The sequence below is a fragment of the Oceanisphaera sp. IT1-181 genome (assembly GCF_033807535.1).
Lineage (GTDB): Bacteria > Pseudomonadota > Gammaproteobacteria > Enterobacterales > Aeromonadaceae > Oceanimonas.
This window is the reverse complement of the sequence record NZ_CP136856.1, coordinates 148,342-164,350: the sequence shown is the minus strand read 5'-3', so window position 1 is coordinate 164,350 and position 16,009 is coordinate 148,342. Positions and strand designations below refer to the sequence as shown.

Annotated in this window: 12 protein-coding genes; 5 read left to right on the top strand and 7 right to left on the bottom strand. The window is 51.0% G+C overall.

The window, feature by feature from the left end; translation table 11 throughout:
* Positions 1–21 precede the first annotated feature (21 nt).
* Both R0134_RS00695 and R0134_RS00690 read left to right on the top strand, forming a co-directional pair.
* Positions 22–1,512 carry a mannose-1-phosphate guanylyltransferase/mannose-6-phosphate isomerase gene (locus R0134_RS00695; RefSeq protein ID WP_319783020.1) on the top strand — a complete coding sequence of 497 codons (1,491 nt, stop codon included), beginning with the start codon at positions 22–24 and terminating at the stop codon, positions 1,510–1,512.
* 302 nt (positions 1,513–1,814) lie between these two features.
* Complete coding sequence (locus R0134_RS00690) at positions 1,815–3,053, top strand: glycosyltransferase (protein ID WP_319783019.1); 1,239 nt, start codon at positions 1,815–1,817, stop codon at positions 3,051–3,053.
* Positions 3,054–3,073: 20 nt separating this feature from the next.
* Here R0134_RS00690 and R0134_RS00685 read toward each other — a convergent pair whose 3' ends face one another.
* Positions 3,074–5,353 (bottom strand): putative bifunctional diguanylate cyclase/phosphodiesterase, encoded by a 2,280-nt coding sequence (locus R0134_RS00685; RefSeq protein WP_319783018.1) that lies wholly within the window; start codon positions 5,351–5,353, stop codon positions 3,074–3,076.
* 391 nt (positions 5,354–5,744) lie between these two features.
* Between R0134_RS00685 and R0134_RS00680 the strand changes: the two genes are divergently transcribed.
* Positions 5,745–6,854 carry an ADP-ribosylglycohydrolase family protein gene (locus tag R0134_RS00680; RefSeq protein WP_319783017.1) on the top strand — a complete coding sequence of 370 codons (1,110 nt, stop codon included), beginning with the start codon at positions 5,745–5,747 and terminating at the stop codon, positions 6,852–6,854.
* A gap of 194 nt (positions 6,855–7,048) precedes the next feature.
* On the opposite strand, the gene R0134_RS00675 is transcribed toward R0134_RS00680, so the two are convergent.
* Positions 7,049–7,783: an endonuclease/exonuclease/phosphatase family protein gene (locus R0134_RS00675; protein ID WP_319783016.1), complete on the bottom strand. Its 735-nt coding sequence runs from the start codon at positions 7,781–7,783 to the stop codon at positions 7,049–7,051.
* Between the two features lie 176 nt (positions 7,784–7,959).
* On the opposite strand from R0134_RS00675, the gene R0134_RS00670 reads away from it, so the two are divergent.
* Together R0134_RS00670 and R0134_RS00665 are read left to right on the top strand one after the other, a co-directional pair.
* Entirely contained in the window at positions 7,960–9,537 is a 1,578-nt protein-coding gene (locus R0134_RS00670; RefSeq protein WP_319783015.1) for a BCCT family transporter, read from the top strand.
* Between the two features lie 205 nt (positions 9,538–9,742).
* Positions 9,743–10,123 (top strand): VOC family protein, encoded by a 381-nt coding sequence (locus R0134_RS00665; protein WP_319783014.1) that lies wholly within the window; start codon positions 9,743–9,745, stop codon positions 10,121–10,123.
* Positions 10,124–10,943: 820 nt separating this feature from the next.
* On the opposite strand, the gene cyoE is transcribed toward R0134_RS00665, so the two are convergent.
* From cyoE to cyoA, 5 genes are all read right to left on the bottom strand, one after another.
* On the bottom strand, positions 10,944–11,846 hold the full coding sequence (cyoE, locus tag R0134_RS00660; RefSeq protein ID WP_319783013.1) for a heme o synthase: 903 nt from the start codon (positions 11,844–11,846) through the stop codon (positions 10,944–10,946).
* 202 nt (positions 11,847–12,048) lie between these two features.
* Complete coding sequence (gene cyoD, locus R0134_RS00655) at positions 12,049–12,381, bottom strand: cytochrome o ubiquinol oxidase subunit IV (protein ID WP_319783012.1); 333 nt, start codon at positions 12,379–12,381, stop codon at positions 12,049–12,051.
* Positions 12,378–13,007: a cytochrome o ubiquinol oxidase subunit III gene (gene cyoC / locus R0134_RS00650; RefSeq protein WP_319783011.1), complete on the bottom strand. Its 630-nt coding sequence runs from the start codon at positions 13,005–13,007 to the stop codon at positions 12,378–12,380. The genes cyoD and cyoC overlap by 4 nt, the downstream gene beginning before the upstream one ends.
* The gene (gene cyoB / locus R0134_RS00645; protein ID WP_319784275.1) at positions 13,007–14,983 is read right to left on the bottom strand and encodes a cytochrome o ubiquinol oxidase subunit I; all 1,977 of its coding nucleotides are present in this window, start codon (positions 14,981–14,983) and stop codon (positions 13,007–13,009) included. The genes cyoC and cyoB overlap by 1 nt, the downstream gene beginning before the upstream one ends.
* 5 nt (positions 14,984–14,988) lie before the next feature.
* Positions 14,989–15,984: a ubiquinol oxidase subunit II gene (gene cyoA / locus R0134_RS00640; protein WP_319783010.1), complete on the bottom strand. Its 996-nt coding sequence runs from the start codon at positions 15,982–15,984 to the stop codon at positions 14,989–14,991.
* Positions 15,985–16,009 lie beyond the last annotated feature (25 nt).

Sequence of the window (16,009 nt, the reverse complement as noted above, 5' to 3'; positions counted from 1 at the left end):
TTTATCAGCAAAAGAGTCTGTATGTTATTTCCGATTATCATGGCGGGCGGCCATGGCTCCCGCCTGTGGCCCCTGTCGCGCCAGCAACATCCCAAGCAGTTTTTAACGCTGCTGGATACAGACTGGTCTTTGTTGCAAGCCACACTGCTGCGCTTACAGGGGTTAGCCACGCAGCTGCCCTTGGTCATTTGCCATGAAGATCACCGTTTTTTAGCCGCCGAGCAGTTGCGCCAACTGGCTCAAGCTCATCCGCAGTCGCTCACAGCGGCGCAAATTATGCTCGAACCTATGGGACGCAATACCGCACCCGCGCTGGCCGTAGCCGCCTTATATGCCGAGCAAACCGCTGTCGCTATGCTGAGTGAAACTGGCGCTAGCCCTACGGTGACTGACACAGATGCCATCATACTGGCGCTGCCCGCCGATCATGCCATCTCTGATGTGCCCGCCTTTCAAGCGGCAATCAAGGCGGCATTGCCCTTGGCTCAAGCAGGTAAACTGGTCACCTTTGGCATTACACCTACCCACGCCGAAACCGGTTATGGGTATCTGCGTCGCGGGGCGCCCATTGCCAACACTGCTGGGTTTGTGGTGGAGCAGTTTGTGGAAAAACCAGACCAAGCCACCGCCGATGGCTATGTGGCGGACGGTAACTATGACTGGAATAGCGGTATATTTATGATGCAAGCCAGCCGTTATCTGAGCGAATTAGCCCGCTGGCAGCCAGAGGTACTGGCCGCATGTCGGGCGGCGCTGGCCAAGAGTGAGCGCGACTTGGATTTTATCCGCCTAGATGTCAGCTCATTTGCCGCCAGCCCTGATATTTCTGTCGATTACGGCGTGATGGAGCACACCTCAGAGGCAGCCATGGTGGCCCTGGCCGCCGGTTGGAGCGATGTGGGCTCTTGGTCGGCTTTGGCTGAGCAACTCACTCCTGATGCACAAGGTAATACCTTGCGCGGCGATGTGTTAACCGAGCAGATCAGTAACAGCTTGGTCATGGCCGAGCATCGCTTAGTGGCGGCGTTAGGCGTGCAGGATTTGGTGATTATAGAAACCAAAGACGCTGTGTTGGTAGCTCATAAAGATCGTGAGCAAGAGGTTAAACAACTAGTGGCACGGCTGGCGGCAGCTGGCCGAACCGAGCACATTATGCATCGCGAATGCCATCGCCCTTGGGGTAAGTTTGATGCCATAGACAGTGGCGATCGCTATCAGGTAAAGCGCATTACCGTGAATCCGGGCGCACGTTTGTCACTGCAATTACATCATCACCGAGCCGAGCATTGGGTAGTGGTGAGTGGCACGGCCCGCGTCACTCTGGGCGATGAGGTACGGTTGGTCAGTGAAAATCAGTCGGTGTATATTCCCGTGGGTCAGCTGCATGCGCTAGAAAACCCGGGCAAGCTGCCCTTAGAGCTAATAGAAGTGCAGTCGGGCGCTTATTTAGGGGAAGACGACATAGTGCGCTTTAGTGATAGTTACGGCAGAACCGAGCGCGGGACGCTTTAAGCTGTCCGCCATACGCCAAGAACAAATAGCGTCGGGCTTTGGCTTATCGCTTACGGCTTAAGAGATAACACCCAAACCCACGCATTGTCCGAGGTAGAATGTGCAGCAGATCCGGCGATGACGGATTGCAGGGCTTAAAAAATCCCTACATCCGTGCAATATGTGAACCGGCGCCGCTGATTAGCTTTTACCATTAAGGTCCCTTCCAGATCTGATCACTATTTTTCCGTGGATTCCGTGTTCTTCCGTGGCAAAAATAGGTTTTTTATCTTTTGAATTCAGCTAAATAAAGAAGGCAAGCAATGAAAAAAGTATTGGTGATTGGCTATGTGTGGCCAGAGCCTAACTCGTCGGCGGCGGGCAGCCATATGCTGTCGATACTGCAGCTTTATAAGCAACAAGGCTGGCAGGTGGAGTTTGCTACGCCAGCGCAGCGCACCGAGCATATGATAGATCTGGCAGCTGAGGGTATTAGCAGCCAAAGCATAGTGCTCAATTGCGACAGTTTTGACTCTTATATCGCCCAGTACGCACCTGATATCGTCATGTTTGACCGCTTTATGATGGAAGAACAATTTGGCTGGCGAGTAGAAAAACACTGCCCTAATGCGCTACGTATTCTCGATACCGAAGACTTACAGTGCTTACGCCATGCCCGCCATCAGGCCCATAAAGCTAATCGCGAGATGACCACTGCCGACTTATTTAGCGATATTGCCAAGCGTGAAATTGCCGCCATTTTACGCTGCGATCTGTCGCTGATTATCTCAGATTTTGAAATGCAGCTGCTGCAAGACACCTTCAAGGTCGATGCCCACTTACTGCAACATCTGCCTTTTATGGTGGATTTAGCCCAATTGCCAACACAAACGCTGGGCTTTAATGAGCGCCAGCATTTCATGACCATAGGCAACTTTCGCCACGCTCCCAACTGGGATGCGGTGCTCTATTTACAGCAAATTTGGCCGCTGATCCGCCAGCAATTGCCAGAGGCCGAGCTGCACATTTACGGCTCTTACCCGCCGCCCAAAGCCACCGCCTTACATAATCCTAAAACAGGCTTTTTAATTAAAGGCTGGGCAGATGATGCATTTGTAGTGATGGAGCAAGCACGGGTTTGCTTAGCACCCTTGCGCTTTGGTGCCGGTATTAAGGGTAAGTTATTGGACGCCATGATTATGCAAACGCCAAGTATCACCACCACCATTGGCAGTGAGGGCATGCACGGTGAGCTGACATGGCCGGGCGCCATTGTAGAAGTTGGCATGGATGCAGAAGGCGCACAAGCGTTTGCAGATGCGGCCGTGGCTTTGTATCAAGATGAAGTGCGCTGGCAGCAAGCGCAGCGGCAAGGCACAGCACTCTTAAAACAACGCTATGATGGTGAGCAATTAGGCGAGCAGTTAATTAACCGTATTACGGAGATCGCAGGCCAACTTGATGCGCACCGCTTAGCCAACTTTACCGGCAGTATGCTGCGTCATCACAGCATGATGAGCACCAAGTATATGTCGCAGTGGATTGCCGCTAAAAATGCCTGAGCGTGAGGCATTCTTCTCACTTAAAGAGGCAAGCTAAGCCGGCTGGTCGTTTGATTAGCACTTAACCAGTGCGAAAATTCAGCCAATGGCATGGGGCGGCCAAATAAATAGCCCTGAAAGTGCCGACAGTCTAAGTCCAATAACTGATGATATTGCTGTTCGGTTTCTACACCTTCGGCAATCACTTCTAGCTGCAAGCTGTCGGCCAGTGCACAAATGGCCTTGATAATCGCTAAGCTACTGCTGTTTTCTGGCAGCTCGCGCACAAAAGATTGGTCAATTTTTAACTGATCCAGCGGCAGCTTCTGTAAGTAAGATAATGATGAATAACCGGTACCAAAATCATCAATCGAAAAACGGATGCCATGCTCTCTAAGCTCGTGCATACGAGCAATGGCCGCCGACATATCATCGAGTAACATAGTTTCAGTCAGCTCGAGTTTCAGCCGATGCGGATCTGCCCCCGATTGCGTTAGAAACTCAAGCAAGGTTGCCACAAAATTAGGTTGATACAGTAACCGAGCACTGAGATTAACAGCCAAGGTGAGTGCAGCTGTATCCGGCTCTCGCTGCCACACAGCCAGTTGTTGGCAAGCTTGCCGTAGCATCTGCAAGTCAATCTGCTCAATCAACCCCGCCTGCTCTGCCACCTCACTAAAGACACCGGGCGCCAACACACCACGCTGAGGATGCGCCCAACGGGCCAGCACTTCGGCACCCGTCGCTTGGCCGCGGTCATTGAGCTGGGGCTGAAAATGCGGAATAAATTCTTCGGCCTGCAAACCTCGGCGAATATCTTCTTCAAGCAACAAGCGCGTGCTCACCGCCTCCTGCATCGCGGGGTCAAAAAAGCGTATCCGCTCCTCAAACGAGGATTTGCTCTGCTGCATCGCCAGCTCCGCATGCTGGATAAGCTCATCCACCGAATAAGCGCCGTCTTTAAATAAGGTAATACCCAAGCTCGCGCCTCGGCGTAACTCCAGTAACCCAATGGTATAAGGCTTGCTCAGTAGGTGATGGATGCGCCTTGCATATTGTTCGGCTCGGTCGGCAGCGTGCTGATGATCGGTACTGAGGTTTTCAATCACGATCACAAATTCATCGGCACCCAAACGGGCCACCGTATCACTGGTATACATAGCCTCACTCAAACGAGTGGCGACCTGACACAAAAGCTGATCACCGGTGTGATGGCCATGCAGGTCGTTAATGCTTTTGAAACTGTTTAAATCAAGAAACAGTACCGCCCCATAGCGCCCGCTGCGACTTGCCGTATCCATCACACGCTGAATGCGCTCCAGCAGCAAACTACGGTTAGGTAAACCGGTTAATGCATCAAAAAAAGCCAAGTCTCGAATACGCTCTTCCGAGGCCTTACGCTCACTAAGATCTTCCATTGAGGACACATAATGGGTGATCTGACCTTGAGGGCTGCGTACTGCGCTTATCGACAGCCATCCCGGATAAACATCACCATTTTTACGTCGGCTCCAGATCTCCCCTTGCCAACGCCCTGCTTCCACTAGCTGCTGCCACATGGCTTGATAGAAAGACGCTTCATGGCGCCCAGATCTCAACAGGCTGGCTTCTCTGCCCACGACTTCAGCTATCTGATAGCCAGTGATGTCTGTAAACGTCTGATTAATTCTAAGAATACGATTGTGCGCATCTGCGACTAACAAGCCTTGGCGAACTTCAAATGCCGTCGCGGCAATGCGCAGTTCTCGTTCATCTTGAATACGGCGTTTAATATTCTCGAGCATCCAACCGAGGCATACGGTGGCCAGCGGCATTACCAGCAACATGGGCAGGCCCATTTCTAACGCAATGGAGGACCGATTGGGAATGGGCAGCAAAGCAAAGTGCAATAACAGGGCTGTGTGTACGACTAAGCCAAAACAAAACAGTGAAACTATGCCTTTGCCGACTTTATCGCGCTGTTGTAAATGGCGATAAACTAAGCCTAGCAACACAGAAAAAGCGATCACGATCAGGCCGCCACTCATGCCAGCACCACCCAACCAAATGCGATAGCCAGCGGCAATCACCCCGGCAATACCTGCCACTAAGGGGCCACCCACAAAAGCGGCAATGCTTAAGATTACGCTGCGCGCATCAAATACCCAGCCCGCCTCCAGCTCAATGGCGATGCTCATGCCCACCACACAGGCGATACCGAGCAGCACACCACTGACAAGCTTTGCAGCATTATCATGGTGCTCCCAGTAACGAGAATTCAGCGTCATCAGCCAGCATAAGGCGAGCAACAAAGCAGAGTGTTCCACAAAATGGACAATCAACAGTATAAGTCCCTTTATCCTGAACGTTCGGTGCGAAAATAAGACTTAAATGCAAATAACGAGTTTATTCGACAACGGAGTCCAAGTGAATACGACTCTCACACCAGTGCCATATTGTTAATAGCAGTCGTTTTTTTTAAAAACAGCCGAACTACTCGGCTAGCACGCTCAGCTATCACCGCGCCGTCACACCAGGAAACGGTTTCGCTTGACCCTGATTGGTCATTGTTTGTAACATAAAAACGCAGTAATTCAAGAAGTTAAAGTAGGCTCGCCGTTTATTATTATTTATCGCTGTGATTATGCTGGTCAGCTTAGTCATATTAATGGCGTTATAAGCTGAGCAATATAATAATTAAACTTTCGCTATTCCCTAAGTAAGGAGCCACATATGCCTAACTATCACGCATCGCCTACGACACAAACTGACCGAGCAGCCGGTGCCATTATGGGTGCCTTTATTGGCGATGCTTTAGGCGTGGGCCCGCATTGGTATTACGACTTAGCCGAGCTGCGCCGTAAATATGGCGACTGGATTGATGATTACACCACGCCTAAGCTGGGCCATTATCACGAAGGCTTGAAGGCCGGTGAACCGTCGCAATCAGGGGTTATTTTACGCTTAACCCTAGTCTCGCTGATTGCTCACCAAGGTTACAAACAAGCTGATTTTTGCCAACGCTTAGAGCAAGACTTGTTTACGCAGCTAGATTTTACCAAGCTTGATAGCAGCGCCAAACAAGGCCCAGGCGGTTATACCAGCCAGTCGATACGCGAAACTTGGCATAAGCGTGTGCAACTGCAATTACCTTGGGAAAAATGTGCAGGCACGGCCGACAACACAGAAGCACTAGAGCGCACCTTAGGGATTGCCGTCTGTTATGCGGGCCGGCCTAAGTTATTAAACGCGGCCGTCTGCGCTAACACCCGACTAACGCAAGATGATGAGATGGTATTAGCGCATACCTTGGCGTTTAACGGGTTGCTGGGCTTACTTATTGAAGGTCACGCGTTAGATGCAGCCCTTAGCGATAAATTACTGGCACAAGTGGATCAAGGTGAGCTGCCCTTTTGTTTACCGTCTGCTACCCACGCTGACCAAGAGCTCGATTTGGACGATTTGTCAGAAACTAACTTAAGTTGTGCCGATGCCCTGCTTACGCCAGCTTTCATGGCTAATTTGGCAGCGAGCTCAGAGACGCGCATCGAGCCCGCTTGGCGGGTATCAGAAGCTTATGGCATGGCCTGCTCTATTTATCAGCTAGTGCCGGCAGCCTATTATTTAGCGGCACGCTTTAGCGATGATTTTGAGTCAGCGGTATTACACGCCATTAATGGCGGCGGCCACAATATGGCCCGCGCCATGCTCACCGGCGCGTTAGTCGGCGCACAAGTGGGCTTATCGGGGATACCGCAGCGCTTTATTGATGGCCTAGCCAATGGCGAGGAGTTAGTGAAACTGGCCAAGCAGGTGGCAGAGATAAATACATGTGAAGAGTGAAGCGTTAGGTGTGAGGCGGAAAACCGCGCCGCAGCACTGGGTTTAAAGCCGTCTTCCTGACGCACGTCAGGACCTCGCCCTTAAGATTGTAAAGCAGATACCGGGCCCGTCATACTGGGCCACGACCCAGCACCGGCATAACAGATTTGTTGACGCATGGCTTACGGCGTATAGCGTAAGAACGGTCCGCAGGGCTAGCGCGTAAACTGCGCATAGATGGGGTTGTGATCTGAGACGGTGGGCGTGTTGATGGCGATGGCCGAGCGCAGTTTTAAATCCCGATAAAAAATAAAATCCAAAGGCTGTTTACGATAGGTTTTAATGTATTTTGCATCTTCCATGACCGCTCTTTTTAAGCCCATGGCGCGACAAAACTGTGCCAAATACAAACGTCGCGAGCGGCTCCAAACGTTAAAGTCTCCCGCCACAATTAATGGCCCTTTATGTTGCAGCAGCACTTGGCGCAATACGGCAATTTCATGGTGAAATTGGCCGTGGCGCACAAAGTTAATGGCATGAATGTTAGCCACTAATAAGGTATCACCGCTTTTTAACGAGTGATGGGTAATCACTTGGCTCTTGTGGGTGGCAAACGTCAGTTCGCGGCCGTGGCTGAGCACGGTGGTAATGTCGTCGAAGGCGCATTGGCCGGCGGTGAGCACACCAAATAAGTGGGTTGGCGTTTGAATGTTGGGCGAAACCGCATACGACCAGCCGTCTAATTGCAGGCGTTGACTGAGCGCCAGCTTAGCCTCTTGCAGTAATAATAAGCGGGTAGGAAATTGCGCTAACAGTTGTGTTAAACACAGCTGAAACTCCGGACTCAAGGTCAGCTTTTGCGTATTCCAACACATAACGCCCAGCTCGTTATCATCCAGCGGCTGATGTTGGTGCACTAACTGATGGGGCGCTATTCGAGGGCGAAGCATAAATGACTGTCCTGCCTTAGCAACAAAGATACGGCTATCTTAGCAGAAGCCACGGCCGCGCTTCTCGGCAGCTTTTGCTGAGTCCACGCTATTTACGGCTAAAAAACCCTTTAAGTTCACATTTTAGTGCTAATTATGTACACTTGGTGCGTTCATGCATTGTATAAAGTGAACTGATGAAATCTTCAGAACCCCGAACGAATGATAAACGTCTCGTGGCTAGCCTTAGCGGCGGCTTCCTCCTGCTTTTCGTAATACTCGCCCTGATTGACTTAGAACAGATGACCCAGTGGATAAACGTCAGTTTTTCTTGGGTGATAGGTTTTTTTGGCCCGCTGTGGCAAGTCTGGATGCTGGCAAACTTAGTGATTGCCCTAGTGCTGGGCTTTACGCGCTACGGCGATATCCGCTTAGGTGGCCACGTTACCCCTGATAGCTCCACCTTTCGTTGGCTAGCCGTGATTATGTGTACCTTGCTGGCGGGCGGTGGTGTGTTTTGGTCCGCAGCCGAGCCCATGTATCACTATTTAAGTACCCCGCCGGTATTTGAAGAGGCGCCTGCTGGCATTTCTGCTATCTCTGCCGGACTTGCGCAAAGCTTTATGCACTGGGGCTTTCTGGCCTGGGCCGCATTGGGCACGTTATCCGCATTAGTGGTGGTGCATGCGCACTACGACCGAGGCTTGGCGATGCGTCCGCGCACCCTGCTGTATCCTATTTTTGGTAAAAAAATAGAGACCCACTGGTTGGGTACGGTGGCCGACGTGGTGTCTATTATTGCGGTGGCCGCCGGTACTATCGGACCGATTGGCTTTTTAGCCACTCAGCTTGGCTTTAGTTTTGAAGCACTGCTAGGTTGGGAAAATAACTATACCTTGCAGCTAGCTATTCTGGGCGGCTTGGTATTGATCTATACCATTTCCGCCTCTACCGGTATCGAAAAAGGCATTCAGTGGTTATCCAGCGCTAACGTAGTATTGGCGATCGTGTTGCTGGCCATCATTCTAGTGTTTGGCCCGGGCGGTTTTATTATCGACTCCTTCCTGAATGCCATGGGCCTATATCTACAAGACTTTATGCCAATGGCACTGACTCGCCACGATAACGAATGGATGGGTTGGTGGACGCTGTTCTTCTGGGGTTGGTTTATTGGTTACGGCCCTATGATGGCACTGTTTATTGCCCGTATTTCTCGTGGCCGTACCCTGCGCGAGCTGGTAGTAGCGGTGGCGATTATGGCGCCGTTAGTGACTAACTTCTGGTTTGCCGCCTTAGGTGGCGCCGGCATCTTCTATGAAGAATCAATACCGGGTTTGATTTCTGAGCCGCTCACCGCAGGGGGGTTACCCGCTGCCTTATTGGGCATTACCCAACAACTGCCGTTCGCCGAGTTTATGGTGCCTGCTTTCTTAGTGCTCACCGTGGTCTTCGTGGCCACGACCGGTGACTCTATGGCCTACGCCATTGCTATGGCCATTAGTGGTCGCCACACGCCGCGCACCCGCGACCGTATTTTTTGGGCGCTGACCATGGGCTTGGTAGCCGCCGTGTTACTGCGCATGGGCGAAGGGGGCATTAACGCGCTGCAATCCTTTATTGTGATCACAGCCGCTCCCGTGTCGTTACTCTTGCTGCCGGTGTTATGGACGGGCCCGAAAGTGGCGCACATTATGGCTTATGAGCAAGGCATAGTGCCGCATAAAGAGCGTCACAGTGAAACTGACGATCCCGCAGGTGATGCCAAGCTGCCGTAACGGATCAATCTACTGCTTAAATAAGCACGCTTAAAACTTTTTCCTTGGGCCTATTGAGCCTAGAACAGGGTACTAACTACAACGCCGCTGCCTAACCGCTGCGGCGTTTTTTTATTGGTCAAAATGTTTACCCAACTATAGTTATGGTCTGTTGACCCAGAGTGAGTAGCAGCCACCTCTCAGCTGCGACCAAGGAGCAAACATCATGAAAACGAATGCAGTAGTTTGGTTTGAAATTTATGTGGCCGACATGGCGCGGGCGCGTAAATTCTACGAGGCGGTGCTGGGCGTGACACTGGAACCAGCAGACAAAATGGCAGAAGACTGGCCAGAAATGTGGATGTTTCCGGGCGAAGATGATGCCAGTGGCGCCTGCGGGGCTCTGGTGCAGATGAATGGCATGTCACCCGGCGGTGGCGGTACTTTGGTGTACTTTAGCTGTGATGACTGCGCGGAACAGGCCCATCGGGTGGTCGCCAGCGGCGGACAGCTGGCACGCGACAAGTTCGCCATCGGCCCCTACGGATTTATCGCCCTTGCCGTGGATAGTGAAGGCAACATGATAGGCCTGCACTCTATGCAGTAGTCATCTCAAAGATAAAAGTATGAGCCACGGTTTGGTGTAGGTTTTGACTCAAGACTATTTGCCACGGAACGCACGGAAGAACACGGAACAATAGAGATCTGAAAGTGAAAGGCAGCACCGAGCCCCGTGAACTGTGCCCGTGCCTTCTGTGGCAAAAATGTCTCTGGTTCTAATTTTTAGTTGCTCTCTTATTCCTCCTCAAATGCCGTATTTCCACTTATGTAATGCTGATCTACTTAAGTAAGTATGCTGCGGAACTAACGTGGATTTTGTCGTTACAGGCTCTTAAAAGATTCAAGACTCCTTCGCCACTGTCTTAGCGCTGGCTTTTGACCTGTAGGTGCCCTTGTTTTCTGTAAAGAGTATTCAGCACGGTTTTGGTTTGGTTTTCAGATTTAACCCCCATCCTGCTTCGCAGGCCCCGCGAACAAGTTGCGGGCTACAAAGTAACCGTCTTTTGTAGGTGGCAATTTATTCGCCACGGTGTTGTTTTTGTTTTGAGATTTAAAACCCCATTCAGCTACGCTGGCCCGGCGAAGAGAGCTTCGCCGCAGTTTGGAGCTTGGCTATCTACATAAGTTATGCGTGATTACTTAGAAAGGAAGTGTCGGCGAAAGACCATTTAGCGATGATGTTATCTTTTGTCGGGGCCATTGTTTTTTATCTTCCATAAAAAAGACCAAAGCTGCAGGATGAACGGCTTTGGTCAAAAGGGAGAAACATGAAAAAAACTCAACTACTTCGTTACCTAGCTAAGTAGCTAAACCGCTGTTAAGCGATTCAACTACTTAACTATTCAACTCTTTAGCTACTCAACTACTTAGCCGTTCAACACCAGCAAAGCATCGGGCAGCGCCTTAAAATCCAACGCCATGGTCACGCTAATAGCGGTAATGGTGATAATGGACAACACAAACACTCGGCGTGCCCAGCCTTTCTCTTCCGCACCGCGATAAAAGCCGTTAAAGGCCATCACCAACCACCACAAACTGGTGGCGCAAGACACCGCCATAAAAGTCAGCCCCGTATAACCACTGAGCGGCAATAAGGTGGTCACCAAACAAAACACCGCGATATAAAGCACGATTTGGCGCTTGGCCTTGGCAATACTTTCCGCCACCGGCAGCACCGGAATATTGGCCGCCGCATAATCGTTGTAGCGAAAAATAGCGATGGCATACGAGTGCGGCATCTGCCACAGGCTAAACATCAGCAACAAGATGGCGGCACCCGCATCAAACTGGCCGGTCACCGCGCAATAACCCACTACTGGCGGCACCGCACCCGATAAACTGCCAACCAGCGTGCCATACACGGATTTGCGCTTCATATAGAGGCTGTATACGCCCACATACACCACATAACCCAACACGCCAAAGCTCAGCGCCACCGTGTTAGTGAAAATAGCCAACACGGCAAAACCGATTACGCCCAACACAACGCCGTAAATAAAGGCGGCACGGCCCGACAATTCGCCGGTCACCGTTACTCGATTGCGAGTACGCTGCATATGCGCGTCTATATCACGATCAATGCAGTTATTAATGGCGCAGCCAGAGGCGACCACCAGCGATAAACCCAGCACGGTGGCCCACATCAAGGACCAGTCAATCTGGCCACGGGCAGCCAGAAAAAAGCCCCCCGCTACAGATATTAGGTTACCCATGATGATGCCTGGCTTAGTCACTTTGAGATAAGTGACCTTGAGATAAGGTCGGATCATAAAATCCCCTCGGGATGCATATCCCGTTATGTATTTACCCCTCGGTGGCGATACAAACGACACCAAGTTCAGCAAGGAAGCCAAAGGGATTTACTCCGCTGACCGTGACATGCCAAGGATGGCATGTCCGAGCCTCCAGGGATGGATTTACGGCGTGTCGGAGGAGTGAACCCTTTGGCCGACTTTACTTGTGTTGTTTGTGTTACATCATCATTTCGTTAGAGCTAATGATGATCCACACCGACAAGCCCACCACCATGATAATAATCAAGGCGGAGAACAAAAATGCCACCGTATTGGCGCGGCTGTTGGGCTTAAAGCTCAGGTGCAAGAAGTACTTAAGGTGGACAAAGATTTGCACTATCGCCAAACCCACTACCACCAACAGCGTTTGGCTGTTGCTCATTTGCCCGGTCATTACCGCCCAAAATGGCATCGCGGTTAACAAAATCGACAGCACAAAGCCTGTTAGGTAAGAAGACACACTGCCGTGATCGGCTGCTGTATCATGATGATTGCTCATGCCGCTATTCATGCCATAGCTCCTAATAAATAGACCACGGTAAATACACAAATCCACACCACATCAAGAAAGTGCCAGAACATGCTCAGGCAGCTTAAACGCGTCAAGGTGCGAGGCGTAGTGCCTTTAGCAATCAGCTCTATCATCAAGATGGCCATCCACACCAAACCGGCGGTCACGTGCAAACCGTGCATACCGACCAAGGTGAAGAAAGCACTCAAAAAGGCGCTGCGGCTTGGGCCCGCACCTTCGGCGATCAGGTATTGAAACTCATACACCTCCATGCCGATAAAGGTGGCGCCCAGCGCGAAGGTCACCAATAACCACAACAGCGTTAAGCCGCGCTTATGGTTATGACCGGCCAACATGGCAAAGCCGTAGGTAATACTGCTGACCAACAAGACACCGGTTTCCACCAGCACGAAGTTTAAGTCGAACAAGTCTTTGCCAGACGGGCCGCCATTGGTGTTCATATACAACACCGCATAGGTGGCAAACACCGAAGCAAACAACAAACAGTCGGTCATTAAATAGAGCCAAAACCCAAACAACGTATTGCCGCTGGTGTCGTGATGCTCATGTTCATGTGAGTGCTCATGTTGCTGCACTTGGGTGTGATCAATCGCTACGGCTTGCATCAGGCCTCCTTGATTTGGCTACGTATATGCGCAGACTCGATGGCGTTAACCTCATCGGGCTGTACGTAATAGTCGGTGTCATTGTCATAGGCGCGGCACAAGAAAATCACGAAACTGGCCACCAAACTCGCAATCACTAACCACCAAATATGCCAAATAGCGCCAAAGCCCGCGGCAGTTATCGCTGCGGCAATCAGCACACCTGTACTGGTATTTTTCGGCATATGAATCGGTTGATAGTGAGCTTGTGCCTGATAGGCGGTGCCCTTTTCTTTCATGTCGGTGAAGGCGTCTATGTCTTCCACCATTGGCAGCTCGGCAAAGTTATAAAACTGCGGTGGTGAAGAGGTAGACCATTCCAGGGTATGACCATTCCAAGGATCACCGGTCAAGTCAGGGTTCAGCTCGCGATCGCGGAAGGCTTTGTACAGCTGATAGAACTGCACTGCTATACCCACCAGAATAAACACGGCACCCACGGCGGCCAGATACAGCCAGAAGTTCCAAGCTGGATTGTCGGTGTGATTGATACGGCGGGTCATGCCTAAGAAGCCCAACACGTACAGCGGCATAAAGGCCACGTAGAAACCAATCTGCCAGCACCAGAAGGAAATTTTGCCCAGCTTTTCATCCAGGTGGAAACCCATGGCTTTCGGGAACCAGAAGGCAAAACCGGCCAGGTAACCGAACACGGCGCCACCAATAATGGTGTTATGAAAATGAGCAATCAAAAACAGACTGTTGTGCAGCACAAAGTCGGCACCGGGCAAGGCCAGCAATACGCCTGTCATACCACCAATAGTAAAGGTGGTCATAAAGCCCAAGGTCCACAACACAGGCACCGTCATGCGCAACCGGCCACGATAAATAGTGAACAACCAGTTAAACAGCTTAACCCCGGTGGGCACCGCGATAATCATGGTCATCACGCCAAAGAAGGCATTAACGTTGGCGCTGGAGCCCATGGTAAAGAAGTGATGCAGCCACACCACAAAGCCCAAAATAGAAATGGCGCCGCTGGCATAAACCATGGAGGTATAACCAAACAAACGCTTACCGGTAAAGGTAGAGATGATTTCTGAGAAAATACCGAATGCGGGCAGCACTAAGATATACACCTCGGGATGACCCCAAGCCCAGAACAGGTTGATGTACATCATGGCATTACCACCGCCTTCATTGGTGAAGAAGTGGAAGTCCAAATAACGGTCTAACGTCAACATACCCAGCACGGCGGTCAAGATAGGGAAAGACGCTACTATCAGGATATTGGCCCAAGTACAGGTCCAAGTGAAAATCGGCATTTGCATCAGCTTCATGCCAGGCGTGCGCATCTTGAATACAGTAACCAAGAAGTTCACACCGGTCAGCAAGGTACCAATACCGGAAATCTGCAAGGCCCAGAGGTAATAATCCACCCCCACACCCGGACTAAAGTCCATCTCGGACAGCGGCGGATACGCCACCCAACCGGTTTTGGCGAATTCGCCCAAGCCCAGTGAAATATTCACCAATATCGCACCCGACACCGCCAGCCAGAAGCTGAGGTTGTTCAAGAACGGAAAGGCTACATCGCGCGCACCAATCTGCAACGGCACCACTATGTTCATCAAACCAATCATAAATGGCATGGCCATAAAGATGATCATGATGACACCGTGGGCGGTGAAGATTTGGTCGTAATGCTCGGGCGGCAAGTAGCCATCGGCACCATTGGTCGATAGCGCTAATTGAGCCCGCATCATAAGGGCATCGGCAAAGCCGCGCACCAACATCACGAACGCCAGAATGATATACATAATACCTAAACGCTTATGGTCCACCGAAGTGATCCAGTCGCGCCACAATACGGTCCACTTTTTATAACGGGTGATTAAAAAGGCAATCACCATGGCGGCCACGGCCACCACGCTCAGCGTAATCATGATAATGGGCTCATGATACGGCACGGCGTCTAATGTGAGTTTTCCTAGCAAGGACATTATTTTTCAGTCTCCATGGTCATCTCATCGCTCATATCGTGCATTGCGTGCGAGGCATGCGCGCCCTGCTCGCCAGCCACGGCTTTTTCGCCGTCGTGCATGCTCGGCATAAACTGATGCAAGATGTGGTGGAACATACCTGAGCTAACCTGGCCGTAATATTGCACCGGATTATTTTCACTCGGCTTCGCCAACTGCGCATAAGTGGCAGGGCTTAAGGTGTCGGATGACTGTTTGAGCTTATTAACCCAAGCATCAAAACCGGCCTCATCGGGCGTGGCTATGGCTTTAAACTGCATGCCGCTAAAGCCTTCGCCGCTGTAGTTAGCAGAGTAGCCGTCGTAGGTGCCTGCTTCATTGGCAATCAGGTGCAGCTTGGTTTCCATACCGGCCATGGAGTAAATTTGGCCACCGAGTTGCGGAATGAAGAACGAGTTCATGGTGGTGTCGGAGGTTATCTTAAATTCCACCGGTACATCGGTCGGAAACGCCAGCTCATTCACCGAAGCAACACCTAGCTCTGGATAGATAAACAACCACTTCCAGTTCAGTGAGACCACTTCCACTGTGATGTGATCTTTCTCATGCACCAGCGGCTTGTAAGGGTCCAGATCATGAGTAGAACGCCAGGTAATGACGCCTAAAATAACCACGATAATGATGGGAATAATCCACACCACTAACTCGATTTTGGTGGAGTGCGACCACTTAGGTGCATAGATTTCCTGAGTGCGACCTTCGCGATATTTCCACGCGAAAAACAGCGTCATAAAAATAACCGGCACCACCACAATTAACATCAGAAGCGTGGCAACCACGATCAGGTGCTTTTCGTCGACGCCTACTTGGCCCTTAGGATCAAGTACGCCGCCTTGGCAGCCGGCTAACAGCAGGTTGCTAGCACCGGCAAATAACGCGGTTTTGAGGTGTCGAAATACTTTATTTCGACTAAACAGGTTTCGACCAAGCAGGTTTTGTATAACTAGGTTTTGCATAAACAAGAACCCTTCCCCTATTCCT